Origin of the sequence: Permianibacter fluminis (genome assembly GCF_013179735.1) — a bacterium.
GTDB lineage: Bacteria > Pseudomonadota > Gammaproteobacteria > Enterobacterales > Permianibacteraceae > Permianibacter > Permianibacter fluminis.
Genome location: NZ_JABMEG010000002.1, coordinates 1 through 25,551, shown reverse-complemented (window position 1 = coordinate 25,551; position 25,551 = coordinate 1). Strand labels below are relative to the sequence as shown.

General features: G+C 58.9%; 21 protein-coding genes, 5 tRNA genes and 1 rRNA gene. All 27 read right to left on the bottom strand.

Annotated elements, in window-relative coordinates; all coding sequences use genetic code 11:
- Positions 1-300 (bottom strand): 50S ribosomal protein L23, encoded by a 300-nt coding sequence (gene rplW / locus HPT27_RS15430; RefSeq protein ID WP_172245475.1) that lies wholly within the window; start codon positions 298-300, stop codon positions 1-3.
- Positions 297-905 (bottom strand): 50S ribosomal protein L4, encoded by a 609-nt coding sequence (gene rplD, locus HPT27_RS15425; protein WP_172245473.1) that lies wholly within the window; start codon positions 903-905, stop codon positions 297-299. The genes rplW and rplD overlap by 4 nt, the downstream gene beginning before the upstream one ends.
- Positions 906-921: 16 nt before the next feature.
- The gene (gene rplC, locus HPT27_RS15420; protein ID WP_172245471.1) at positions 922-1,554 is read right to left on the bottom strand and encodes a 50S ribosomal protein L3; all 633 of its coding nucleotides are present in this window, start codon (positions 1,552-1,554) and stop codon (positions 922-924) included.
- 38 nt (positions 1,555-1,592) lie between these two features.
- A complete protein-coding gene (gene rpsJ, locus HPT27_RS15415; RefSeq protein ID WP_172246373.1) occupies positions 1,593-1,904 on the bottom strand; it encodes a 30S ribosomal protein S10 in 312 nt (103 codons plus the stop codon).
- Positions 1,905-2,248: 344 nt separating this feature from the next.
- A complete protein-coding gene (gene tuf, locus HPT27_RS15410; RefSeq protein WP_172245447.1) occupies positions 2,249-3,439 on the bottom strand; it encodes an elongation factor Tu in 1,191 nt (396 codons plus the stop codon).
- Positions 3,440-3,517: 78 nt separating this feature from the next.
- On the bottom strand, positions 3,518-5,617 hold the full coding sequence (gene fusA / locus HPT27_RS15405) for an elongation factor G (RefSeq protein ID WP_172245469.1): 2,100 nt from the start codon (positions 5,615-5,617) through the stop codon (positions 3,518-3,520).
- 119 nt (positions 5,618-5,736) lie between these two features.
- Positions 5,737-6,216: a 30S ribosomal protein S7 gene (gene rpsG, locus HPT27_RS15400; RefSeq protein WP_172245467.1), complete on the bottom strand. Its 480-nt coding sequence runs from the start codon at positions 6,214-6,216 to the stop codon at positions 5,737-5,739.
- 215 nt (positions 6,217-6,431) lie between these two features.
- Entirely contained in the window at positions 6,432-6,806 is a 375-nt protein-coding gene (gene rpsL / locus HPT27_RS15395) for a 30S ribosomal protein S12 (protein ID WP_172245465.1), read from the bottom strand.
- Between the two features lie 209 nt (positions 6,807-7,015).
- Positions 7,016-11,215 carry a DNA-directed RNA polymerase subunit beta' gene (gene rpoC / locus HPT27_RS15390; protein WP_172245463.1) on the bottom strand — a complete coding sequence of 1,400 codons (4,200 nt, stop codon included), beginning with the start codon at positions 11,213-11,215 and terminating at the stop codon, positions 7,016-7,018.
- 66 nt (positions 11,216-11,281) lie between these two features.
- The gene (gene rpoB / locus HPT27_RS15385; RefSeq protein ID WP_172245461.1) at positions 11,282-15,400 is read right to left on the bottom strand and encodes a DNA-directed RNA polymerase subunit beta; all 4,119 of its coding nucleotides are present in this window, start codon (positions 15,398-15,400) and stop codon (positions 11,282-11,284) included.
- A gap of 260 nt (positions 15,401-15,660) precedes the next feature.
- Entirely contained in the window at positions 15,661-16,029 is a 369-nt protein-coding gene (gene rplL / locus HPT27_RS15380; protein ID WP_172245459.1) for a 50S ribosomal protein L7/L12, read from the bottom strand.
- A 41-nt stretch (positions 16,030-16,070) separates the two neighbouring features.
- Positions 16,071-16,565: a 50S ribosomal protein L10 gene (rplJ, locus tag HPT27_RS15375; protein ID WP_172245457.1), complete on the bottom strand. Its 495-nt coding sequence runs from the start codon at positions 16,563-16,565 to the stop codon at positions 16,071-16,073.
- Between the two features lie 296 nt (positions 16,566-16,861).
- Positions 16,862-17,563, bottom strand: coding sequence for a 50S ribosomal protein L1 (gene rplA, locus HPT27_RS15370; RefSeq protein WP_172245455.1), 702 nt, complete (start codon positions 17,561-17,563; stop codon positions 16,862-16,864).
- 2 nt (positions 17,564-17,565) lie between these two features.
- The gene (rplK, locus tag HPT27_RS15365; RefSeq protein WP_172245453.1) at positions 17,566-17,994 is read right to left on the bottom strand and encodes a 50S ribosomal protein L11; all 429 of its coding nucleotides are present in this window, start codon (positions 17,992-17,994) and stop codon (positions 17,566-17,568) included.
- 138 nt (positions 17,995-18,132) lie between these two features.
- Positions 18,133-18,666, bottom strand: a complete 534-nt coding sequence (gene nusG, locus HPT27_RS15360) for a transcription termination/antitermination protein NusG (RefSeq protein WP_172245451.1) — start codon at positions 18,664-18,666, stop codon at positions 18,133-18,135.
- Between the two features lie 13 nt (positions 18,667-18,679).
- Positions 18,680-19,048 carry a preprotein translocase subunit SecE gene (secE, locus tag HPT27_RS15355; RefSeq protein ID WP_172245449.1) on the bottom strand — a complete coding sequence of 123 codons (369 nt, stop codon included), beginning with the start codon at positions 19,046-19,048 and terminating at the stop codon, positions 18,680-18,682.
- 93 nt (positions 19,049-19,141) lie between these two features.
- Positions 19,142-19,217: transfer RNA gene (locus HPT27_RS15350), tRNA-Trp, on the bottom strand.
- Positions 19,218-19,330: 113 nt separating this feature from the next.
- Positions 19,331-20,521: an elongation factor Tu gene (gene tuf / locus HPT27_RS15345; protein ID WP_172245447.1), complete on the bottom strand. Its 1,191-nt coding sequence runs from the start codon at positions 20,519-20,521 to the stop codon at positions 19,331-19,333.
- A gap of 122 nt (positions 20,522-20,643) precedes the next feature.
- A tRNA-Thr gene (locus tag HPT27_RS15340) sits at positions 20,644-20,719 on the bottom strand.
- Positions 20,720-20,757: 38 nt separating this feature from the next.
- A tRNA-Gly gene (locus HPT27_RS15335) sits at positions 20,758-20,831 on the bottom strand.
- 84 nt (positions 20,832-20,915) lie between these two features.
- A tRNA-Tyr gene (locus tag HPT27_RS15330) sits at positions 20,916-21,000 on the bottom strand.
- A gap of 141 nt (positions 21,001-21,141) precedes the next feature.
- Positions 21,142-21,217: transfer RNA gene (locus tag HPT27_RS15325), tRNA-Thr, on the bottom strand.
- Between the two features lie 94 nt (positions 21,218-21,311).
- Complete coding sequence (locus tag HPT27_RS15320) at positions 21,312-22,226, bottom strand: hypothetical protein (RefSeq protein ID WP_172245445.1); 915 nt, start codon at positions 22,224-22,226, stop codon at positions 21,312-21,314.
- A 5-nt stretch (positions 22,227-22,231) separates the two neighbouring features.
- The gene (locus HPT27_RS15315; protein WP_172245443.1) at positions 22,232-22,975 is read right to left on the bottom strand and encodes a type III pantothenate kinase; all 744 of its coding nucleotides are present in this window, start codon (positions 22,973-22,975) and stop codon (positions 22,232-22,234) included.
- Positions 22,976-23,081: 106 nt separating this feature from the next.
- Complete coding sequence (gene birA, locus HPT27_RS15310) at positions 23,082-24,077, bottom strand: bifunctional biotin--[acetyl-CoA-carboxylase] ligase/biotin operon repressor BirA (RefSeq protein ID WP_328820718.1); 996 nt, start codon at positions 24,075-24,077, stop codon at positions 23,082-23,084.
- Positions 24,078-24,154: 77 nt separating this feature from the next.
- Entirely contained in the window at positions 24,155-25,201 is a 1,047-nt protein-coding gene (murB, locus tag HPT27_RS15305) for a UDP-N-acetylmuramate dehydrogenase (protein WP_172245441.1), read from the bottom strand.
- Between the two features lie 235 nt (positions 25,202-25,436).
- Positions 25,437-25,551, bottom strand: a 5S ribosomal RNA gene (gene rrf, locus HPT27_RS15300).

The following is a 25,551-nucleotide window of genomic DNA, read 5'->3' as shown; positions in this document are numbered from 1 at the left end:
TTAGGCCTGGTCGCCAAACACGCTGATGGCATTGCCAGCAGCAAGCTTGATGTAGGCTTTCTTCCAGTCAGACCGACGACCTTTTTTCAGGCCCTGGCCCTTCTGCTTGCCTTTCACGTTGACGGTGGTCACACGCTCAACTTTGACGTCGAACAGTTTTTCGACGGCAGTTTTGATTTCGTGCTTCTCGGCGTCACGCAGCACCTTGAACACAACCGTGTTGTTCTGTTCAGTGCACAGGTTGGCCTTTTCGGAGACGTGCGGTGCCAGCAGCACCCGCATCAGACGTTCCTGGTTCATGCCAGCATCTCCTCGAACTGCTTGACCGCACCGACAGTCATGATCACCTTCGCGAAGGTGAGCAAGCTGACCGGGTTGACCGCGTTCGGGTCGACCACATCGACGGTGTGCAGGTTGCGCGCCGCGAGGTACAGGTTTTCATCGACGTTATCGGTGACGATCAGCGCATCAGCCGCGTCCATGCCGTTCAGCTTGTCAGCCAACAGCTTGGTTTTCGGGGCGTCAACGGCGAAGCTGTCGACGACGATCAGACGGCCCTGGCGTACCAGTTCCGACAGAATCGCGCAGATCGCGCCGCGGTACATTTTCTTGTTCACTTTCTGCGTCCAGTCTTGCGGACGGGCTGCGAAAGTCTTACCACCACCACGCCACAGCGGCGAGCGAATGGAACCAGCGCGGGCACGACCGGTGCCTTTCTGTTTCCACGGCTTCTTGCCACCGCCGGAAACTTCGGCGCGGGTCTTTTGTTGCACGGTGCCAGCACGGCCGCCTGCCAAATAGGCAGTCACAACCTGGTGCACCAGCGCTTCGTTGAATTCACGGCCGAACGCAACTTCCGACACGTTGATCGTGCCGCCGTTGCCGCCTGTCAGAGTCAATTGCATCGTTACGCTCCTACGCTCAGGCCTTGGCCGCCGGCTTGACGATTACGTCAGCGCCGTCGAAACCCGGGACTGCGCCCTTGACCAGCAGCAGGTTGCGTTCAGCATCGACACGCACGACTTTCAGGCATTCGACAGTGACCTGTTCGACGCCGTAGTGACCGTACATTTTCATGCCTTTGAACACGCGACCCGGGGTCTGGCGTTGGCCGATCGAGCCCGGCACCCGGTGCGAAACCGAGTTACCGTGCGTATTGTCCTGACCACGGAAGTTCCAGCGGCGGATGGTGCCGGAGAAACCACGGCCCTTGGTCACGCCAGTGACGTCGACCATTTGGTCAACCTGGAACAGGTCCACCTTCAGCTCACCGCCCACGGCCAAACCGTGGTCAGCAGCAGCACGGAATTCCCACAGACCACGGCCAGCGGCAACGCCGCTCTTGGCAAAGTGGCCGGCTTCCGGCTTGTTCAGGCGGCTTGCCTTTTTGCTGCCGGTCGTAACCTGGACAGCGACATAACCATCAGTTTCGACGGCTTTGACTTGGGTAATGCGGTTCGGCTCGACCTCGATGACGGTCACCGGAACCGACACACCGTCGTCATTGAAGACGCGGGTCATACCGACTTTGCGACCCACTAGTCCGATTGCCATGACGTATTCCTCTACAAGGATGATTCGCGGGACTCAGATCAGCTAAGGCTGATCTGAACGTCCACGCCAGCGGCCAGGTCCAGCTTCATCAGCGCGTCAACCGTTTTGTCGGTCGGCTCGATGATGTCTACCAGACGCTTGTGCGTGCGAATTTCGTACTGGTCACGGGCATCCTTGTTCGCGTGTGGCGAGGTCAGGATGGTGTAACGTTCTTGCTTGGTCGGCAGCGGGATCGGGCCGCGCACTTGCGCGCCGGTCCGCTTGGCCGTGTTCACAATTTCCATCGTCGACTGGTCGATCAAACGGTGATCGAAAGCCTTCAGACGAATACGGATACGTTGCTTTGCCATCGCGATGGCACTCCAATATAAAGAGCGAAAAAAGAAGAACACCGCACTCCCTTCCGCTTCGTCCGGGGGGCGGTATTCCTTAAGTTCAGTCGGACTCCAATTGAGCCCGTTGTCAGGGACGGCGATGCCAAGATACTGGTCAACCGTCACCAACTCCGGTCAGTCGCACTGCTTGCCGAGGCAAGAACAGGCCTGTCCGGGGGAACTACCTAAAGAGCACTTCTCAAAGGCCGCGGGATAATAACGGCGCTTTGCCGGCTTGTCACGCAAAACTTGCGCGGCGAACCGGATTTCGTCAGTACCGGGCCGGGCCTGAGCCAGACCCGGTACTGACGTTTTACTGATTAGGCAATGATCTTGGCAACAACGCCGGCGCCAACGGTACGGCCGCCTTCGCGAATCGCGAAACGCAGACCGTCGTCCATCGCGATCGGGGCGATCAGGGTCACCACCATCTTGATGTTGTCGCCCGGCATCACCATCTCGACGCCTTCCGGCAGTTCGATGGCGCCCGTCACGTCGGTCGTACGGAAGTAGAACTGCGGACGGTAGCCTTTGAAGAACGGGGTGTGACGACCGCCTTCTTCTTTCGACAACACGTACACTTCCGATTCGAACTTGGTGTGCGGCTTGATCGAGCCCGGCTTGGCCAGCACTTGACCACGCTCGACGTCTTCACGCTTGGTGCCGCGCAGCAGCACGCCAACGTTGTCGCCCGCACGACCTTCGTCGAGCAGCTTGCGGAACATTTCGACGCCGGTGACGGTGGTCTTGACGGTGTCTTTCAGGCCGACGATTTCGATTTCTTCGCCGACTTTGACGATGCCGCGCTCAACACGACCGGTCACCACGGTGCCGCGACCCGAGATCGAGAACACGTCTTCGACCGGCAGCAGGAACGGCTTGTCAATCGCGCGCTCCGGTTGCGGGATGTAGGTGTCCAGCGCTTCCAGCAGCTTCATGATCGCTTGTTCGCCGAATTCGCCTTGGTCGCCTTCGATGGCGAGCTTGGCTGAACCGCGGATGATCGGGGTGTCGTCGCCCGGGAAGTCATAGGCGCTCAGCAGTTCGCGCACTTCCATTTCGACCAGCTCGAGCAGCTCGGCGTCGTCGACCATGTCGCACTTGTTCAGGAACACGACGATGTACGGCACGCCGACTTGGCGCGACAGCAGGATGTGTTCGCGGGTTTGCGGCATCGGACCGTCAGCAGCCGACACGACCAGCACCGCGCCGTCCATCTGGGCGGCACCGGTGATCATGTTTTTGACGTAGTCAGCGTGGCCCGGGCAGTCAACGTGCGCGTAGTGGCGGTTGGCCGATTCGTATTCGACGTGAGCGGTGTTGATGGTGATACCGCGCGCGCGCTCTTCCGGCGCCGCGTCGATGTCCGCGTAGTTCTTGACTTCGCCGCCGTACTTGCGCGCGGTGACAATGGTCAGCGCTGCCGTCAGCGAGGTCTTGCCATGGTCAACGTGACCGATGGTGCCCACGTTCACGTGGGGCTTTGTACGTTCAAACTTTTCCTTCGACATAGCGATCTGCCTTCTATTTTCAGGTTTTGACGTTTGTATTGGTTGACCGGTCACGGCAGTGACCGGTCGCCCCAGTGGTTATTTTTTGCGAGCAGCAACAACGGCTTCAGCAACGTTATTCGGCGCTTCCGAATAGTGCGCAAACTCCATCGAGTAAGTCGCACGACCCTGGGTCGCGGAACGCAGGTCAGTCGCATAACCGAACATTTCGGACAGCGGCACCTGAGCCTTGATTGCCTTGATGGCACCCGGCAGATCGTCCATACCCTGAACGATACCGCGACGACGGTTCAAGTCGCCAATGACGTCACCCATGTAGTTTTCCGGGGTTTCGACTTCGACTTTCATGATCGGCTCAAGCAGCACCGGCTTGGCTTTCAAGCAACCTTCCTTGAAGCCCATCGAGCCGGCGATCTTGAACGCCATTTCGTTCGAGTCGACGTCATGGTACGAACCGTCGAAAATCGTGACTTTGACGTCAACGACCGGGAAGCCGGCGATGATACCGTTCTTGATCTGTTCCTGAACGCCCTTGTCGACCGCCGGAATGTATTCCTTCGGCACAACACCACCAACGACTTCGTTGATGAACTCATAGCCCTTGCCGGTTTCGTTCGGCTCGATGCGCAACCAGCAATGACCGTACTGGCCACGACCGCCGGATTGACGTACGAACTTGCCTTCCTGCTCGACCTTGGCGCGAATGGTTTCGCGGTAGGCGACCTGCGGCTTGCCGACATTGGCTTCGACTTTGAATTCACGCTTCATGCGGTCGACGATGATTTCGAGGTGCAGTTCACCCATACCCGAAATAATGGTCTGGCCCGACTCTTCGTCAGTGTGCACGCGGAACGACGGATCTTCCTGCGCCAGACGGCCCAGTGCGATACCCATCTTTTCCTGGTCGGCTTTGGTCTTCGGCTCGACGGCGACGGCGATAACCGGCTCCGGGAATTCCATCCGTTCCAAAATGACCGGATGATCCGGATCACAAATGGTGTCACCGGTGGTGACGTCTTTCAGACCGACGCAAGCGGCGATGTCGCCAGCGCGCACTTCTTTGATTTCTTCGCGCTGGTTGGCGTGCATCTGCACCAGACGACCAATACGCTCTTTGCGATCCTTGACCGTGTTGTACACGCCCGAGCCGCTTTCCAGCACGCCCGAGTAAACCCGGATGAAGGTTAGCGAACCGACGAACGGGTCGGTGGCGATCTTGAATGCCAACGCCGAGAACGGCGCGTCATCGGTAGCCGGACGTTCAACCATGTTGCCACGGTCGTCTTCGCCCTTGACCGGCGGAATGTCGACCGGCGACGGCAGGTAGCGAACCACGGCGTCCAGCATCGCTTGCACGCCCTTGTTCTTGAACGCCGAACCGCACAGGGCCGGAACGATTTCGCTGGCAACAGTACGCTTGCGAATGCCGGCGTGAATTTCTTCTTCGCTCAGCTCGCCTTCTTCCAGGTACTTGTTCATCAGCTCTTCCGAGGCTTCGGCGGCGCTTTCGACCAACTGCTCGCGCCACTTCTTGCACTCGTCCAGCATGTCCGCCGGGACGTCTTTCAGGGTGAACTTCATGCCCTGCGACTCTTCGTCCCACCAGACAGCTTTCATCGAAACGAGGTCAACCACGCCCTTGAAGTGTTCTTCCTGGCCGATCGGCAATTGCAGCACAACGACGTTGGCGGCAAGACGCTCTTTCATCTGGCCGACCACGCGCAAGAAGTTGGCACCGGTACGGTCCATCTTGTTGACGAAGGCCAGACGCGGCACTTTGTATTTGTTGGCCTGACGCCACACGGTTTCCGACTGCGGCTGAACGCCGCCGACCGCACAGTAAACCATGCAGGCGCCGTCGAGTACGCGCATCGAGCGTTCGACTTCAATGGTGAAGTCCACGTGCCCGGGGGTGTCGATGATGTTGATGCGGTGTTCGGCAAAGTTGTTGCCCATGCCTTTCCAGAAGGCAGTCACCGCCGCCGAGGTAATGGTGATACCCCGTTCTTGTTCTTGCACCATCCAGTCGGTGGTAGCGGCACCATCGTGCACTTCACCGATCTTGTGGCTTTTACCGGTGTAAAACAGCACGCGTTCAGTCGTGGTGGTTTTACCGGCGTCAATGTGAGCGCTGATACCGATGTTACGGTAGCGCTCGATAGGAGTCGTACGAGCCATTGCTTGCTCCAAACTATTTGGATTGTCGCTGACGCACCAGAGTGACCAATGCGTCAGCGAATGCGATTACCAACCGGCGTGGCAAACACCACGCACTCGCCTTGCCGGCGAGCTCCCGCTTACCAACGGTAGTGCGAGAACGCCTTGTTGGCTTCCGCCATGCGGTGCACGTCTTCACGCTTCTTGACCGCGGCGCCACGGTTCTCGACGGCATCGAGAATTTCGGCAGCCAGACGCTCGGCCATGGACTTCTCACCACGGCTACGGGCGGCATCAGCGAGCCAGCGCATGGCCAGCGCTTGCTGACGGCTGGAGCGGACTTCGACTGGCACCTGGTAGGTGGCACCACCGACGCGGCGGGATTTCACTTCCACCAGCGGACGGACGTTGTCGAGTGACTTTTCGAAGATACCCATCGCGCCAGTAGCGTCGACGTTCTTCTTGCTGGAAATGAGTTCAATGGCTCCGTAAACAATCTTTTCGGCGACCGATTTTTTACCGGATTCCATGACCACGTTCATAAACTTGGCCAGCACATGACTACCATATTTCGGCTCAGGCAGGATTTCCCGCTGAGCAACTACGCGACGACGCGGCATTGCTATCTTCCTTCATCTTCAGGTGAGTCCGGCATGGGCGAGCGTACATCGTGACGATGACAGCCCGGCGAAGCCGGCCTTACTCGCATCAATCCGGGCTTGCGCCCAATCAATGCACCTAAACGGTTTGCTTCGGGCACGTTTGTGCCGAAGTGCTACGGCACCAGACCGGAACGGTCCAATGCTTACTACCAGTGACGCAGAGCGCCGCCAGCTTATTTCTTCGGACGCTTTGCACCGTACTTCGAACGGCTCTGCTTACGGTCTTTAACACCGGCAGTGTCGAGCGAACCACGAACGGTGTGGTAACGCACACCTGGCAAGTCCTTTACCCGGCCGCCGCGAATCAGCACGACTGAGTGTTCTTGCAGGTTGTGGCCTTCACCGCCGATGTACGAAATGACTTCGTAACCGTTGGTCAGACGCACTTTGCAGACTTTACGAAGGGCCGAGTTCGGCTTCTTCGGGGTGGTGGTGTACACACGGGTGCAGACGCCGCGTTTTTGCGGGCAGTTCTGCAGGGCCGGTGACGGGGTCTTGCGCTTGATCTCCTTGCGGGGACTGCGCACGAGCTGGTTTACGGTCGCCATTGAAAACTGAACTCCAAAAATGAGAGCAAAAGCCCTTCGGCCGGAAAACCGGCTTGTAAAGGGGTGCGGAATTGTAGAGATGAGCGCAAGGGGCGTCAAGAAAGCCCGTGCTCCCAGTCCAAGGTTTCCACTGACCAGTTAGACAGAAAGGCCAGCGGGTGCTGGCCTTTCTGGTACTAACGACTTCAATCAACTGCTGACCGAAGCGCTTACTCCGCGGAGGAGCTGAGCGCATCGCGCAGTTCTTTCTCGGCATCGGTCGCGGTGACGGTCGGCTCGATGACCTTGCCTTCCAGACGACGACGACGACGTTCTTTGTGGTACGCCAGACCGGTACCGGCCGGGATCAGACGACCGACGATGACGTTTTCTTTCAAACCGCGCAGATCGTCGAACTTGCCACTGACCGCTGCTTCCGTAAGGACGCGGGTGGTTTCCTGGAACGACGCGGCCGAAATGAACGACTCGGTTTGCAGCGAGGCCTTGGTGATACCGAGCAGCTGACGCTCGAAAGTCGCGACGACTTTGCCGGCGGCAATGAGACGATCGTTCTCTTCCAGAATCCGCACCGCGTCCAGTTGCTCGCCTTTCAGCAGCTTGCTGTCGCCGGTCTCGGCCACGACGCCCTTGCGCAGCATCTGCCGCACGATGACTTCGATGTGCTTGTCGTTGATCTTCACGCCCTGCAGACGGTAAACGTCCTGCACTTCGTTGACGATGTAGTTCGCCAGGTGCGAAATGCCTTTCAGGCGCAGGATGTCGTGCGGATTTTCCGGACCTTCGGAAATCACGTCACCCATTTCAACGTTTTCGCCTTCGAACACGCCGATGTTGCGCCACTTCGGAATCAACTCTTCATACGTCTGCGAACCATCATGCGGCGTAATGATCAGGCGGCGCTTGCCCTTGGTTTCTTTCCCGAACGAAACGGTACCGGAGATTTCGGCCAGAATGGCCGGCTCTTTCGGTTTCCGGGCTTCGAACAAGTCGGCGACGCGCGGCAGACCACCGGTGATGTCACGGGTCTTCGAACCTTCCTGCGGGATACGGGCAATCGCATCGCCCTCGCCCACGGCCGAGCCGTCTTCAAGGTTGATGATGGCGCCGGCCGGCAGCGAATACTGGGCGACGATATCGGTGCCCTTCAGCTGCAGATCCTTGCCCTTCTCATCGACCAGACGAATCGCCGGACGCATTTCTTTCGCGCCACGCTGTTTCGGATCGGTCACTTCAATGCTCGACAGACCGGTCAGTTCGTCGGTCTTGCGGGTGAAGGTCACGCCTTCAACCAAATCGACAAACTTAATCTTACCGGCCACTTCGGTCACGATCGGGTGGGTATGCGGATCCCAGTTCGCGACGATGTCGCCACGATTGATCTTGCTGCCGTCTTTGACCGACAGCACCGCACCGTACGGAACCTTGTACCGCTCTTTCTCGCGATTGTGTTCGTCGAACACGGTGATTTCGGTCGAACGCGACACGGTGACATAGGTGCCGTCTTTCTTCTGCACCAATTTCGGGTTGGCCAGACGAACCGTACCGTTGTTCTTGACCTGCACCTTGTTTTCGGCCGACGCACGCGATGCCGCACCACCGATGTGGAAGGTACGCATGGTCAGCTGAGTGCCCGGCTCACCGATCGACTGCGCGGCGATAACACCAACCGCTTCGCCGGCGTTGACGATATGGCCACGGGCCAGATCGCGACCATAGCAGGCAGCGCAGACACCGAAACGGGTTTCGCAGGTGATCGGCGAACGCACGACCACGTGATCGATGTTGCTTTCTTCCAGCTTCTCGACCCAGCGCTCGTTCAGCAGCGTGCCAGCATCCGCCAACAGCTTGTCGGTACCCGGAACATAAACGGCCTCGGCCAGTACGCGACCGAGCACGCGCTCACGCAGCGGCTCGACCACGTCGCCACCTTGAATCAGCGGCGTCATGTGCAGACCGTTGACCGTGCCGCAATCGCTTTCGGTGACCACCAGATCCTGCGCGACGTCAACCAGACGACGGGTCAGGTAACCGGAGTTCGCAGTCTTCAGCGCGGTGTCGGCCAGACCCTTACGGGCACCGTGAGTCGAAATAAAGTACTGCAGAACGTTCAGACCTTCACGGAAGTTCGCCGTGATCGGAGTTTCGATAATCGAACCGTCCGGCTTGGCCATCAGGCCCCGCATACCGGCCAGCTGACGAATCTGCGCCGCGCTACCGCGCGCGCCCGAATCGGCCATCATGTAAATCGGGTTGAACGACTTCTGCTTTTCTTTCTCGCCCTTGGCGTTGATCACATCAACGAAGGTCAGGTTATCCATCAGCGCTTTCGAGACCCGCTCGTTGGCACGTGACCAGATGTCGACGACTTTGTTGTAACGCTCACCGGCGGTAACGAGACCAGCACCGTACTGTTGCTCGATCTCTTTCACTTCCGCTTCCGACTCGGCAAGAATCTTCTTCTTCTCGTCCGGAATGGTCATGTCATCGATACCGACCGAGGTACCCGAACGCGTTGCGTAAGCAAAGCCGGTGTACATCACCTGATCGGCGAAAATGACGGTCGCTTTCAGACCGAGCACGCGATAGCAGGTGTTCAGCAGTTTCGAAATCGCTTTCTTGGTCAGCGGCGTGTTGATGAGCTCAAACGGCAAGCCCTTCGGCACCACATCCCACAGCATGGCGCGGCCAACCGTGGTGTCATGCACCTTGGTCGACTCGGTAACCTTGCCTTCTTTATCAATCACTTTTTCGTACAGCCGCACTTTGACGCGCGCATGCAGGTCAACCTGACCGGTACGGAAGGCACGATGAACTTCAGCGGTGTCCGCAAACACCATGCCTTCGCCCATGCCATTCACTTTGTCACGGGTCATGTAGTACAGACCGAGCACGACGTCCTGCGACGGCACCACAATCGGTTCACCGTTGGCCGGCGACAGAATGTTGTTGGTCGACATCATCAGTGCGCGCGCTTCGAGCTGGGCTTCCAAGGTCAGCGGTACGTGCACCGCCATCTGGTCACCGTCGAAGTCGGCGTTGAATGCGGTCGTAACCAGCGGGTGCAGTTGAATCGCTTTGCCTTCCACCAGCACCGGCTCAAACGCCTGGATACCGAGACGGTGCAGCGTCGGCGCGCGGTTCAGCATGACCGGGTGTTCGCGAATGACTTCTTCGAGAATGTCCCAGACCACCGGCTCTTCGCGCTCGACCATTTTCTTGGCGGCTTTGATCGTCGTGGCGAGGCCACGCGTTTCCAGCTTGCCAAAAATGAACGGCTTGAACAGTTCGAGCGCCATTTTCTTCGGCAGACCGCATTGGTGCAGACGCAGCGTCGGGCCGACCACGATGACCGAACGGCCCGAGTAGTCGACGCGCTTGCCGAGCAAGTTCTGCCGGAACCGGCCTTGCTTGCCCTTGATCATGTCGGCCAGCGACTTCAGCGGGCGCTTGTTCGAACCGGTGATCGCGCGACCGCGACGACCGTTGTCGAGCAGCGCATCGACCGCTTCTTGCAGCATCCGCTTTTCGTTGCGGATGATGATGTCCGGCGCGTTCAGATCGAGCAGACGCTTCAAACGGTTGTTACGGTTGATCACGCGGCGGTACAGATCGTTCAGATCCGAGGTCGCAAAGCGACCGCCATCCAGTGGCACCAGCGGGCGCAGATCCGGCGGCAACACCGGCAGCACGGTCATGATCATCCAGTTCGGCGAATTACCCGACTCAAGGAAGGCTTCCAGCAGCTTCAGCCGCTTGGTCAGCTTCTTCAGCTTGGTTTCCGAGCTGGTTTGCGGAATTTCTTCGCGAATGGTTTCGACTTCTTTCGGCAGGTCGAGACCTTCGAGCAGCGCCCGAATCGCTTCGGCACCCATCTTGGCATCGAACTCGTCACCGAATTCTTCCAGCGCGTTCAGGTATTCCTCTTCGCCCAGCAGCTGGCCACGCTCCAGCGTGGTCATGCCCGGCTCGATCACGACAAACGCTTCGAAATAGAGCACCCGCTCGATATCGCGCAGCGTCATGTCGAGGATCAAACCGATACGGCTTGGCAGCGACTTCAGGAACCAGATGTGGGCAACCGGCGAGGCCAGTTCGATGTGACCCATGCGATCACGGCGAACTTTTGCCAGCGCGACTTCGACGCCGCACTTCTCGCAGATGACGCCGCGGTGCTTCAGCCGCTTGTACTTGCCGCACAAGCACTCGTAATCCTTGATCGGGCCAAAGATCTTGGCGCAGAACAAGCCATCACGTTCCGGCTTGAACGTGCGGTAGTTGATGGTTTCCGGCTTCTTGACTTCGCCGAACGACCAGGAGCGGATCATGTCGGGCGAGGCAAGACCGATGCGGATGCGATCGAATTCGCTAAGCGTGGTCTGCTGCTTGAACAGGTTCAACAGGTCTTTCATGGCTTCCCCGTTTCTTAAGTTGCACTGGTGTGGATGGCAGCGCCGCTGCCATCCACACTCGCCCTATCAGTTTGAGTCTTCCAGCTCGATGTTGATGGCCAGCGAGCGGATTTCCTTCAGCAACACGTTGAAGGATTCCGGCATGCCGGCTTCCATCTTGTGGTCGCCATCGACGATGTTCTTGTACATGCGGGTACGGCCGTTGACGTCGTCTGACTTGACCGTGAGCATTTCCTGCAGCGTGTACGCAGCGCCGTAAGCTTCCAGCGCCCAGACTTCCATTTCCCCGAAGCGCTGACCACCGAACTGCGCTTTACCACCGAGCGGCTGCTGGGTAACAAGCGAGTACGAACCGGTCGAGCGCGCGTGCATCTTGTCGTCGACCAAGTGGTTCAGCTTCAGCATGTACATGTAGCCAACGGTGACCGGACGCTCGAAGGCATCACCGGTGCGGCCGTCGTACAGGCGCATCTGGGTTTTGGAGCTGTTGAAGCCGAGACGCTCGGTCCGCTCATCACCGCTTGGGTAAGCGATGTTCAGCAGCTTGAAGATCTCTTCTTCTTTGGCACCGTCAAACACTGGCGAAGCGATCGGCACGCCACCTTTCAGGTTTTTGCCGAGGTTGATGACTTCATCATCACTGAGCGATTTGATGTCGACCTTGTTGGCAGCTCCGTCGTTGTAAACGCTTTCCAGGAAGCCGCGCAGTTCTTTCACTGCTTTGGCACGTTCCTTTTCCAGCATTTCTTCGATGCGACGACCCAAGCCACGCGCAGCCCAGCCCAAGTGAGTTTCCAACACCTGACCGATGTTCATACGCGACGGCACGCCCAGCGGGTTCAGCACGATGTCGACCGGACGACCATCGGCCATGTGCGGCATGTCTTCCACCGGCACAATGGTCGAGATCACGCCCTTGTTACCGTGCCGGCCGGCCATCTTGTCACCCGGTTGCACGCGGCGTTTAACGGCCAGGTACACCTTGACGACTTTCAGTACGCCCGGGGCCAGATCATCACCCTGCTTGAGCTTGTCTTTCTTGTTCTCGAAACGCTTGTGGAACACGTCTTTCTGTTCTTCGACGTAGTTCGCCAGCGCTTCCAGCTGTTGTTGTTTCTGTTCATCGCGCAGCTGAATCTGCAGCACTTCACCGCGTTGCAGCGAGTCCAGGAACTCGGCATCAACAGCGACGCCCTTCTTCAGCTTGCCCGGGCCTTTTTCCGCGACTTGACCGAGCACCAGATTGCGGGCACGGGCAAAAGCGTTGTCTTCGAGAATGCGCTGCTCGTCCAGCAAGTCCTTGCGGATCTTGTCGAGCTGGGCCTTTTCGATTTCCGCGGCGCGCGAATCTTTTTCGACGCCATCACGGGTGAACACTTGTACGTCGATGACGGTACCGGCCATACCGGCTGGCACGCGCAGCGAGGTGTCTTTCACATCGCTGGCTTTTTCACCGAAGATCGCCCGCAGCAGCTTCTCTTCCGGGGTCAGCTGGGTTTCGCCCTTCGGCGTTACCTTGCCGACCAGGATGTCGCCCGGCTGCACTTCGGCACCGATGTAAACGATACCGGCTTCATCCAGCTTGCCCAGCGCCTGCTCGCCAACGTTCGGAATATCCGAGGTAATTTCCTCAGGTCCGAGCTTGGTGTCACGGGCGATACAGGACAGTTCCTGAATGTGAATCGAGGTGAAGCGATCTTCCTGAACGACGTTCTCGGACACGACGATCGAGTCTTCGAAGTTGTAGCCGTTCCACGGCATGAACGCGACCAACATGTTCTGGCCAAGGGCGAGCTCACCGAGATCGGTGGACGGACCGTCCGCCAGCACATCACCGCGCGCGACCACATCACCGACGTTCACAATCGGACGCTGGTTGATGCAGGTGTTCTGGTTCGAACGTTGGTATTTGGTCAGCGAGTAAATATCGACACCCGCTTCACCGACGTTCACTTCCGCATCGTTGACGCGAATGATGATACGGCTGGCGTCGGCAAAATCGATGACGCCACCGCGCTTGGCGATGATGGCAACACCGGAGTCAACGGCTACAGCGCGCTCCATGCCGGTGCCGACCAGCGGCTTGTCGGCACGCAAAGTCGGAACAGCCTGACGTTGCATGTTCGCACCCATCAGGGCGCGGTTGGCGTCGTCGTGCTCAAGGAACGGCACCATCGCGGCCGCGACCGACATGATCTGTTGCGGCGACACGTCCATGTAATTCACCTTGTCCGGTGTGGACAGCGTGAATTCGCCTTGATGGCGGACGGTAACCAGATCTTCGTTCAGGCGACCTTCTTTGTCGGTGCCGGCGTTGGCCTGGGCAATGATGAACTGGCTTTCGTCATAGGCCGACAGATAGTCGATATCCATCGTGACTTTGCCGTCCACCACGCGACGGTACGGCGTCTCGAGGAAACCGTACTCGTTGGTGCGGGCAAATACCGACAACGAGTTGATCAGACCAATGTTCGGGCCTTCCGGTGTTTCGATCGGGCAAACGCGACCGTAGTGGGTCGGGTGCACGTCACGCACTTCGAAGCCGGCGCGCTCGCGCGTCAGACCACCAGGTCCAAGGGCCGAAACGCGGCGCTTGTGGGTGATTTCCGACAGCGGGTTGACCTGATCCATGAACTGCGACAACTGCGAGCTGCCGAAGAACTCTTTCACCGCTGCCGAGACCGGCTTGGCGTTGATCAGATCCTGCGGCATCAGGTTTTCGCTTTCAGCTTGCGACAAACGCTCTTTGACCGCGCGCTCAACCCGGACCAGACCGACCCGGAACTGGTTCTCGGCCATTTCACCGACCGAACGGATACGACGGTTGCCGAGGTGATCGATGTCATCGACCTGGCCACGACCGTTGCGGATTTCGATCAGCGTGCGCAGGGCAGCGATGATGTCATCCTTGGTCAAGACGCCAGAGCCAGTCACTTCTTCGCGACCAACGCGGCGGTTGAACTTCATCCGACCAACGCGCGACAGATCGTAACGGTCTTCACTGAAGAACAGACCATTGAACAGCGTTTCCGCGGCTTCTTTGGTTGGCGGCTCGCCCGGACGCATCATGCGATAGATTTCGACCAGCGCGTCGAGCGGGCTCTTGCTCGAATCAATTCGCAGCGTGTCGGAAATGAACGGACCTTGATCCAGTTCGTTGGTGTACAGCGTGCGGAACTCGACCACACCGGCAGCACGAACTTTACCTAGGATTTCCTTGGTGATGATCGCGTTGCATTCGGCGATGACTTCGCCGGTCTTGGTGTTGATGATCGACTTGGCCAGCACTTTCTCAAACAGGTACTCATCCGGCACGGCCAGACGGGTAACACCGGTTTTTTGCAGTGCGGCGACATGACGAGCGGTAATACGGCGACCGGCTTCGACAATGGTCTTGCCGGTGTTGTCGACGATATCAAATGCCGCGGTTTCACCGCGCAGACGATCGGCCACCAGCTCCAGCTCGAAGCTTTCGGCGCCAGCGTGGACAACGTTGTGCTGGAAGAACATGTCCAGCATCTGCTCGTTGGTGTAGCCAAGCGCGCGCAGCAGGATCGAAACCGGCAGCTTGCGACGACGGTCGATACGGACAAACACGCAGTCTTTCGGATCGAATTCGAAATCTAGCCAGGAACCACGATACGGAATGATCCGTGCCGAGAACAGCAACTTGCCCGAGCTATGCGTTTTGCCTTTGTCGTGTTCGAAGAACACGCCAGGCGAACGGTGCAATTGCGAGACGATGACGCGCTCGGTACCGTTGATGATGAAGGTACCGTTTTCGGTCATGAGCGGAATTTCGCCCATGTACACTTCTTGCTCGCGGATGTCCTTGACGGTACCGGCCTTGGCTTCCTTATCGAAAATCACCAGGCGGATTTTGACCCGCAGCGGCGCGCCATAGGTCAAGCCACGAATCAGACACTCTTTGACATCAAACGGTGGCTCACCGAGATGCGAGGCGACATATTCGAGAGTCGCGTTGCCCGAGTAACTGCTGATCGGGAACACCGACTGGAAGGCCGAATCCAGACCGGAGGCCATTTTGACAACGCCATTGCTGCCATAAAGGAACTGCCGATAAGAATCCAATTGAATCGCCAGCAACTCCGGCACTTCAATGATCTTGGCCTGTTTACCGAAATCCTTACGGATCCGTTTTTTCTCTGTATACGAGTACGCCATCTCACGTCCTCACTCGACTAAACCCACCGACAATCGGTACTTGATACGGTGCTACCGACTATCCCCGTGCTGCGCCAACCCTGGACCGCCGGGTTTGCTCCCCGTCAGACCGCAAGGCCGTATCAAAACGCAACCTGCTCAACACGCCTGCCAAGCGCCCGCACAAACGCGGGTTCTCGCAAGCGGCAAAAGGCCGGTGGCGTTTTGCCACCAGCCCAATGCACAGCGACTGGAATGGTCCAGATCGCCCAAGCGAAACCTTACTTGATTTCGACCTTGGCGCCGGCTTCTTCCAGCTTCTTCTTGATGCCATCGGCATCGGCCTTCGAGACACCTTCTTTGACGGTGCTCGGCACGCCTTCGACCAGGTCTTTGGCTTCTTTCAGACCCAGGCCAGTGATTTCGCGAATCACTTTGATGACGTTGACCTTGTTGGCGCCGAAATCGGTCAGCTTGACCGTGAATTCGGTCTGCTCTTCCACGGCAGCAGCAGCGGCCGGGCCAGCAGCAACAACGGCGGCAGCAGCCGACACGCCAAACTTCTCTTCGATCGCCTTGACCAGCTCGACCACTTCGCTGACGCTCATCGCGGCGACGGCGTTAACGATATCGTCTTTCGACAGAGCCATTGCTCATTCTCCTGCAAACAATTCTAAAAGGATGATTACGGTTACGCTGCTTGCTTCTGGTCGGCAACAGCCTGCAGAACCCGCGCCACTTTGGACGGGATTTCGAGCAGGGTGCGGGCCAGCATTGCGTAGGCTTCGTCTTTGGTCGGCAGGCTGGCCAAAAAGTCCAGCTGCTTGCCATCCATCAACTTGCCTTCGAACGCCAGTGCGGTGACCTTGAATTTGTCATTGCCCTTGCTGATTTCCTTGAGCACGCGCGCGGCAGTTGCCGGCTCGTTCAGGGAGAAAGCGCAAATGACCGGGCCAACCAACGCTGGTTGCAGGCAGGCGAAATCGGTGCCTTCTACTGCGCGACGCGCCAACGTGTTGCGTACAACTTTGATGTACACGCCTTGTTGACGAGCTTTCACGCGCAGCGAGGTCAGTTCGGCGACCGTGAGACCACGGTATTCGGCCAACACTGCTGACGTCGCTTTGGCCGCAATGACCGCGACTTCGTCAACAATGGCCTTTTTGCCTTCGAGACCAAGTGCCACTTGATTCACCTCCACATGTTCCGTCTTGCAACGGAACCGCCATGTTTGAATCACCTCAGGCCGAAACCCGGAGAGTGACTCCCCCACGGTGGACCCTCTCAGAGAATGAGTCGGGTATCACCGTCTGCGCAGGGTGTCGTATTAAGTTGCCGCCACCTGCTCAGCAACCCCTGCGGTCTTTGACGGTTGCCGTATCCGGCACTGCATTCGGTGAAGAACGCGGCGCCGCACGGCAACCCAAAGAACGTTCGGGTGCGCGTACGCACCCGCAAATCAGTTACTACCTAAACCGGCGATTACTCGCCGATGTTCAGGCTGCCCGCGTCGACCTGGACGCCAGGGCCCATGGTGGTCGACAGGGAAATTTTCTTCATGTACTGACCTTTTGCGGTCGCCGGCTTGGCGCGACGCAGGGCGGTCAGCAGGGCTTCGAGGTTTTCGCGCAGGGCGTTCACTTCGAAGCTCGACTTGCCGATGGTGGCGTGAATGATACCGGCCTTGTCGGTACGGTACTGGACCTGACCGGCTTTGGCGTTTTTCACGGCCTGAGCCACATCAGCAGTCACGGTGCCGACTTTCGGGTTCGGCATCAAACCACGTGGGCCGAGGATCTGGCCGAGGGTACCGACCACGCGCATCGCATCCGGAGAGGCGATAACGAGATCGAAATCCATTTTGCCGGCTTTGATGCTGGCAGCCAGGTCGTCCATACCAATGATGTCAGCGCCAGCGGCTTTCGCAGCTTCGGCATTTGCACCCTGGGTGAACACGGCCACACGAACGGTTTTACCGGTGCCGTTCGGCAACACGGTGGCGCCGCGCACGACTTGATCCGATTTCCGCGGATCCACACCGAGGTTGACGGCAACGTCAACGCTCTCAACGAACTTCACTTTGCTGACTGACTTCAGCAGGTTCAGCGCATCGTCAGCCGCATACACTTTGCTGCGGTCAACGGCGGCACGAATGGCTTTGGCGCGCTTGGTAAGCTTGGCCATGATTAAACCTCCACCTCGACGCCCATGGAACGCGCGGTACCGGCGACAGTGCGCACGGCCGCTTCCAGATCAGCAGCGGTCAAATCCGGTTGCTTGATCTTGGCAATTTCTTCCAGCTTGGCGCGGGAAATCTTGCCGACTTTCTGGGTGTTCGGACGCGACGAGCCACTTTCCAGACCAAGCGATTTCTTGATCAGAACAGAAGCTGGCGGCGTCTTGGTGATGAATGTGAAGCTGCGATCGCTGTACACGGTGATAACGACCGGCAGCGGCAGTCCTTTCTCGACCTTGTCGGTCTGAGCGTTGAACTGTTTGCAGAACTCCATGATGTTGACGCCCTGCTGACCGAGCGCTGGGCCGATCGGCGGACTTGGGTTGGCCATACCGGCCTTGACTTGCAGCTTGACGTAAGCTTGTACTTTCTTTGCCATGAGTGAAAATCCTCATTGGGTTCGAACGCGCCCACCGATATCAAGATTCACATCCGATACGGGGAGGCTCCCCTTTCGATGTTCGCTTCTACGGCCACTTGACCAGCAGAAACGGCATCAGGCCGATTGCCTACGCAATCAGCCCTTCTCGACCTGACCAAAGTCCAGTTCCACCGGAGTGGAGCGGCCAAAGATCAGGACCGAAACTTTCAGACGGTTCTTTTCGTAATCGACCGTCTCGACCACACCGTTGAAATCCGCGAACGGACCATCGGTGACCCGGACCATTTCGCCCGGTTCGAACAATACTTTCGGCCGCGGCTTTTCCGAACCTTCTTCGACCCGATGCAGAATCGCATCGGCTTCTTTGTCGGAAATCGGTGCCGGCTTTTCTGGCGTGCCACCGATGAAACCGAGCACGCGCGGGGTTTCCTTGACCAAGTGCCAGCTCTCTTCGTTGAGATCCATCTGCACCAGGACATAACCCGGGAAAAATTTGCGTTCGCTTTTGCGTTTGCTGCCACCGCGAAGCTCAACGACTTCTTCGGTTGGCACCAGCACTTTGCCAAACAGGTGCTGGAGACTGTGCATTTGAATGCGCTCTTCCAGACCTTTTTTCACCCGGTTTTCAAAACCGGAATAGGCTTGCACCACATACCACCGCATCGCCATTGTCGTTCTCCTTTTAGGCGATGATGAAGCCGAGCGCCCACACCAGCAGCCAGTCAACCAGCCACAGGAACAGCGCAATCACAACCACGAAAATCGCAACGATGATGGTGGTCTGCACGGTTTCCTGGCGAGTCGGCCAAACGACCTTGCGAATTTCAGTGCGCGCTTCTTTGGCAAACTCCAAGGCATCACGGCCTTTCTGGGTTTGCAAGGCGACTACCGCGGCCACTGCCAGCGCAACGATCACACCAATCGCGCGGAAGTACCAAGCCTGCTCGACGAAGTACTGGTTGCCCACGACTGCCACAGCAATCAAGAAGGCCACCAGAATCCACTTCAAGGAGTCCAGGCGAGTCGGAGTCTGTTCAACGTTGGTCGTCATGTCCTGTCGTCTCGTGCCCGGAGGCATAGCGCGCATCAGCGCGTTTTTTTACCGCTTGTCTGGCCGCGCCAGTGGCGCGGGCAAACAAGAAAATGGCAGGCCAGGAGGGCCTCGAACCCCCAACCTTCGGTTTTGGAGACCGACGCTCTGCCAATTGAGCTACTGACCTAAAATCGTGAAACGGTTTGGCTTGCCAACTTGACGCCGTTTCCCGTCAAGCTGTCTTCCTTTTTGAGGAAGCGGCGGGAGGGGTTAGCTCCCGCCGACTACTGCAACTGCAAATTAGGCAATGATCTTGGCAACAACGCCGGCGCCAACGGTACGGCCGCCTTCGCGAATCGCGAAACGCAGACCGTCGTCCATCGCGATCGGGGCGATCAGGGTCACCACCATCTTGATGTTGTCGCCCGGCATCACCATCTCGACGCCTTCCGGCAGTTCGATGGCGCCCGTCACGTCGGTCGTACGGAAGTAGAATTGCGGACGGTAGCCTTTGAAGAACGGGGTGTGACGACCGCCTTCTTCTTTCGACAACACGTACACTTCCGATTCGAACTTGGTGTGCGGCTTGATCGAGCCCGGCTTGGCCAGCACTTGACCACGCTCGACGTCTTCACGCTTGGTGCCGCGCAGCAGCACGCCAACGTTGTCGCCCGCACGACCTTCGTCGAGCAGCTTGCGGAACATTTCGACGCCGGTGACGGTGGTCTTGACGGTGTCTTTCAGGCCGACGATTTCGATTTCTTCGCCGACTTTGACGATGCCGCGCTCAACACGACCAGTCACGACGGTACCGCGACCCGAGATCGAGAACACGTCTTCGACCGGCAGCAGGAACGGCTTGTCAATCGCGCGCTCCGGTTGCGGGATGTAGGTGTCCAGCGCTTCCAGCAGCTTCATGATCGCTTGTTCGCCGAATTCGCCTTGGTCGCCTTCGATGGCGAGCTTGGCCGAACCGCGGATGATCGGGGTGTCGTCGCCCGGGAAGTCATAGGCGCTCAGCAGTTCGCGCACTTCCATTTCGACCAGCTCGAGCAGCTCGGCGTCGTCGACCATGTCGCACTTGTTCAGGAACACGACGATGTACGGCACGCCGACTTGGCGCGACAGCAGGATGTGTTCGCGGGTTTGCGGCATCGGACCGTCGGCAGCCGACACGACCAGCACCGCGCCGTCCATCTGGGCAGCACCGGTGATCATGTTTTTGACGTAGTCAGCGTGGCCCGGGCAGTCAACGTGCGCGTAGTGGCGGTTGGCCGATTCGTATTCGACGTGAGCGGTGTTGATGGTGATACCGCGCGCGCGCTCTTCCGGCGCCGCGTCGATGTCCGCGTAGTTCTTGACTTCGCCGCCGTACTTGCGCGCGGTGACAATGGTCAGCGCTGCCGTCAGCGAGGTCTTGCCATGGTCAACGTGACCGATGGTGCCCACGTTCACGTGGGGCTTTGTACGTTCAAACTTTTCCTTCGACATGGCTGCCTCCGCGAGCGCGTAACTAGAACTACGCCGTTAAAAATGTGCCCATTTGGGCATTAACACAAACGGGCCGCCGCAAACGTGCGGCAGCCCTCAGCCGGGCCATTCGACCCGAATCCTGGTGCTGATATCCGGACTCGAACCGGAGACCTCTCCCTTACCAAGGGAGTGCTCTACCTACTGAGCTATATCAGCAACATCCTGCGCTCTTGCGAGCCAGTGTTGCTGGAGTGTGGAGCGGGTAGCGGGAATCGAACCCGCGCTACCAGCTTGGAAGGCTGGAGTTCTACCATTGAACTATACCCGCGCGTTCCGAAGCCTTGCTTCGTCGAACCCGCGCCAGCCAAGCCGGCGCGTGCTCCCATCAACTCGTTGCTGCAACACCAAAATCTGGTGGAGGGGGAAGGATTCGAACCTTCGAAGGCAGTGCCGTCAGATTTACAGTCTGATCCCTTTGGCCACTCGGGTACCCCTCCGGGTACTCCTTATTATTTACTCACCTTGCGGTTGGCTGAGCCCGGCCGCAAAGGCCGCGCATTCTGCCAACCTGGCCGGGGTTTTGCAAGCTGCGTCAGCCGCTTGCTGTCGTCCCGGACGGGGCGTCCTTTGCGAAATGATGGTGCTGGCTGTGGGACTCGAACTCACGACCTACTGATTACAAGTCAGTTGCTCTACCGACTGAGCTAAGCCAGCATTGGGCTCTTGAATTTGCCTGACTGCGCTGCTCATTCCGAGCCACACCGACTGACACACCCAACAGCTTGCTTCCCGCAAAGGGGCGCAAATTCTACTGTCCTGAAGCCGCCGGCGCAACGTCATTACACGAAACAAGTTGCTGATTTATCACGGGGCTGGGCGTTTTTTCGCCAGTCCAGCGCCATAACTGGCGTTGCTGGCTTTCGGTACGGATGCGCTCGATACCGCGAGCATCGCCAATCCCGGCCGCCTTCAGCTCGGCCAGCTTGGTCTGCAGCGACTCTTCCTTGCTGAACAAGCCGAGCGAAACTCCGCCGACCTGCGGCCCCTTGTTCAGGAACGCCGCCTCCAGCCCTGCGGCCTTGAGCTCGGCCAGACGCGCCAAGGTCTGTTCCCGACTGGCCTTGCCGGGGATGTAGACCAAGTAGCTGCGGCCCGTTTCCTGTTCGCGGGTTTCGGTTTTGACCACCAACGCTGCGGCATCCGGTGTGGCGGTGTCTGGCTTTGCCGGGGCAGGCTGCCAGTCGGTCCAGGCACAGAACGGCACCGGCGCAGCGGCGATCGGTTGCATAGTTGCAGAGGCGCCCGGCACCGCCCCGGCGCCGTTTGCTGCGGTACCGGTGGAGACGGGGGTTATAGCGCTGGCAGCGATGCTGTTGTTGCCGTTCGCGCTGTTGCCATTTGCGGCGCTGCCGGCTGAGGTAGTGGTCACTGCCGCCGCCGGGTCGGCAGGCGTTACTGGCTCGCTAGCGGGCAATTCTGTGGCAACGGCAGCGGTGCTAGCGCTCACTTCGGCGGACGTTGCGGACTCGGAGACCGGCTCGACCGCGGAATCGTCTGATGCCGCTACCGGAGTTATCGAGTCCTCATCCAGCAATTCGATGGCATGGTTTTCCGTAGCCGGCGGCTTCGCCACCACGGCCGGCACCTCCGGCTCGCTGGCCCACCAGCGCCAGCCAAAAATCAGCACGTTTATCAGCACCAGGCTGATGACGATCCAGCGCACCGACCTTACTCCCGATGTTCATGCAGACGGGCATACTCGCGCAGCCCATCCAAGACCAGCTGCGCCCGCCAACTGGCCGGTCGCGGCAAAAACGGCTCCAGCAGCGGACCATCGCCGCCACAGAGCAGCAACCTCGCCGAAGCACAGCCAGGCCAGGCCTCTGTCAGCACGTAGCGCAGGTAACCGGCGGCCATGGCCAAAACGCCCTGATTGACCGCTTGATCGGTACTGACGCCCGGCGACACCGACCGACTGGTCTGGGGCTCGGCGCGCACGGCGGCCGTGCCGCGCCGCAGCGCCTGTTCCAGCAAGCTGACGCCGGGCACGATATGACCGCCACGATGACGACCATGCTCGTCAACCCAGTCCACCGTGATCGCGGAACCGGCATCGATCACCACAACCGGGCCGCACGCTTCCCGCCATGCCGCCAACATCGCCAACCAGCGATCCACGCCCAACCGCGCCGGCTCGGCATAGCTGTTGTGCAAACCGCCCATGTGCGCGGCACTGACCGCCCAATGCACGCTGGCACAACCGGCCTGAGCACAGAGAGCATCAATTTGCGCCCGCAACGTTGCGCTGGCGACACTTGCGACCCAAACCTCGGTGCGAGCCGGCAGCTCCGCCCAAATCGGCGCGGCCGCCAGCGTGTCGCCGCTGCCATGCAAGGCGGCACCGGCAATCACGCCATCGGCGCTGTCCAGCTGCCATTTGATTCGGGTATTGCCGACATCCAGCCACAACATGGGTGCGGATCTCTTGCGGAGCAGACTGAGGAAAAGGCCCTGTTTTACCAGAAAGCAGGCAAGGACCGTGAGTAACGCCGCGACAAATCCGGCATCGATTGCTGCGCTAAGCCGACCCGCGCAGCGACACTTCACCAGCAACAATGGCACGTCGACCGCTGTCGGTATCAAGCAACAGCGCGCCACGCTCATCAACCCCGACAGCGATGCCACTTTGCTGCACATTGACGCCGGTGATCTGCACCGGCCGGCCACGAAACTCATCGCGCGCTGACCACGCCGCGGCGAACGGCGCGAATCCTTCCTCGGCAAACTGCGCCAACGCCTGCGCCAGCCGCAACAGAATGCCGGCGACAATGGTGTTGCGCGACGGCAGCTGTGAATGCAACTGGCGCAAATCGGTCCACAACTGATCAATTGTCTGCGCCGAATCGCTCGGCATTTTGACATTGATGCCAAAACCGACCACTGCGGTGCACGGGCCGCCAGCATCACCGGCCAACTCGATCAGGACACCACCGAGCTTGTGGCCATCGGCGCGCAAATCGTTTGGCCATTTCAATTGCACGCCGGCAATGCCAAGCGCTTCCAGCGCTTGTGCGATCGCCAGGCCCACCACCAGACTCAGCCCGGACAAGCCTTCGAGACCGCAGGGAAATTGGCGTTTGATCGAACAATAAATATTGCCGGCAAACGGCGAAACCCAAGCGCGGCCACGGCGACCACGGCCGGCGGTTTGCTGTTCCGCCAGCGCAACGCGCAAGTTCGATTCGGTCGGGCGGTCATCACTCAAAAAGAACGCATTGGTGGAATCGATGCGGGAAAACACCTCTAGGGAGGCCAGTTCAAGCTGCCCGGCCAGTGCGGCATGAATCGCCGCGGCATCGAGCAGATCAAGCGGCTCGCGCAGGCGATAACCGCGTCCGGGGACCGCTTCCAGTGCGATGCCGAGTTCGTCCAGCGCCTGCAATTGCTTCCAGATAGCGGCCCGGGAAATACCCAGCCGTTCACCCAACTCGGTGCCGGAATGTTCGCGACCATCGGCGAGCAATTGCAGCAAGGCGGTGGGAATAGGCGCGGCGTGGGCAGATGACAATGTCACGGCAAATCCTTGGCAACACGAAACAGAAAATCCGATATCAACAGGGCAAGTGATTCGCTCATCGAGATCGCAGCGACTTACAGCGTAGCGCCGATAATCCAGACTTCCGGCTCCAGCGTTACACCGAATTGTTGCTGGACTGTGTCACGCACTTCCCGGGCCACCGCCAGCAAGTCGGCACCGGTGGCCGCACCGAGATTGACAATGACCAGCGCCTGGCTTTCATGGGTGCCAGCTTGGCCGCGACGAATGCCTTTCATGCCGGCTTGCTCGATCAGCCAGCCGGCCGCGAGCTTCACCGAGCCATCCGGTTGCGGGTAATGCGGCATGGCGGGATAGCGCTGCAACAACGCATTGGCGGTTGCGTTCGACACCACCGGATTTTTAAAAAAGCTGCCGGCATTGCCCAGCACCGCCGGATCCGGCAAACGCGCCCGCCGCACCGCCATCACCGCGTCGGCCACCTGGCGCGCAGTCAACCCGGATTTCGGCTGCGCGGAAGTTGGCGCGGCGGCCTGCTTGGCAAGCTCCTTGGCCAGACTATCGTAGTCGGTTTTCAGCGGCGCCTGCCGGTGCAGCAGCAAAGTGATCTCGGTGATGAGGTATTGGTCCTTGAGTGCGCGCTTGAACACTGAGTCGCGATACCCGAGCTGCAATTCCGTTTTGTGGAAATGACGCAAATTACCGCTCGCGATCTCCATCGCCTGCACCGACACCAGACAGTCAGCCAGTTCGACGCCATAGGCGCCGATGTTCTGAATCGGCGCGGCACCCACCGAGCCCGGGATCAACGCCAGATTTTCCAGACCGCACAAACCCTGCTCAAGGCTCGCCAGCACCAGCTGATGCCAGACCTCACCGGCACCAGCAGTGACCAGTACGTCGTTATCAGCAATGGCGGTATAGCGAATTCCAGTCAACGCAGGCTGAATGACAAACGCATCGAGTTGCGGCGCGACAAACAAAAAGTTGGAGCCGCCACCGAGAATAAGCAGCGGCAAGTTCGAGCGCTGCGCTTCCACCAGCGCGGTGCGCAAAGAGTCAAGACTGTGTGCCTGCACAAACTGCTTTGCGCGAACCTGCAGTCCGAAGGTATTGGTCAGTGCCGCGTTGGGCAGAATCATTGCACTGGCTTTCCGCATTTGAGGCATGGATGGCGCGTCATTATGGCCGGATCAGCCAATCAAAAACACCCGGCACCATGCACGACCATCATTCGGTCCATCGCAAAATTTGTCGCCGCCGAACGTGCATCGGCATCGAATCACGCAGAAATCACTTCCACCGCACGGCAAATTCCAGCCGTAAAAGCACAAAACCCCGGCCTTGTGGACCGGGGTTTTGTGCTTTGCATTAAGAGCTTGGCGATGACCTACTTTCGCATGAGACAAGCCCACACTATCATCGGCGCTGAGTGTTTTCACTTCCGAGTTCGGAAAGGGATCGGGTGGTTCCCACTCGCTATGGTCGCCAA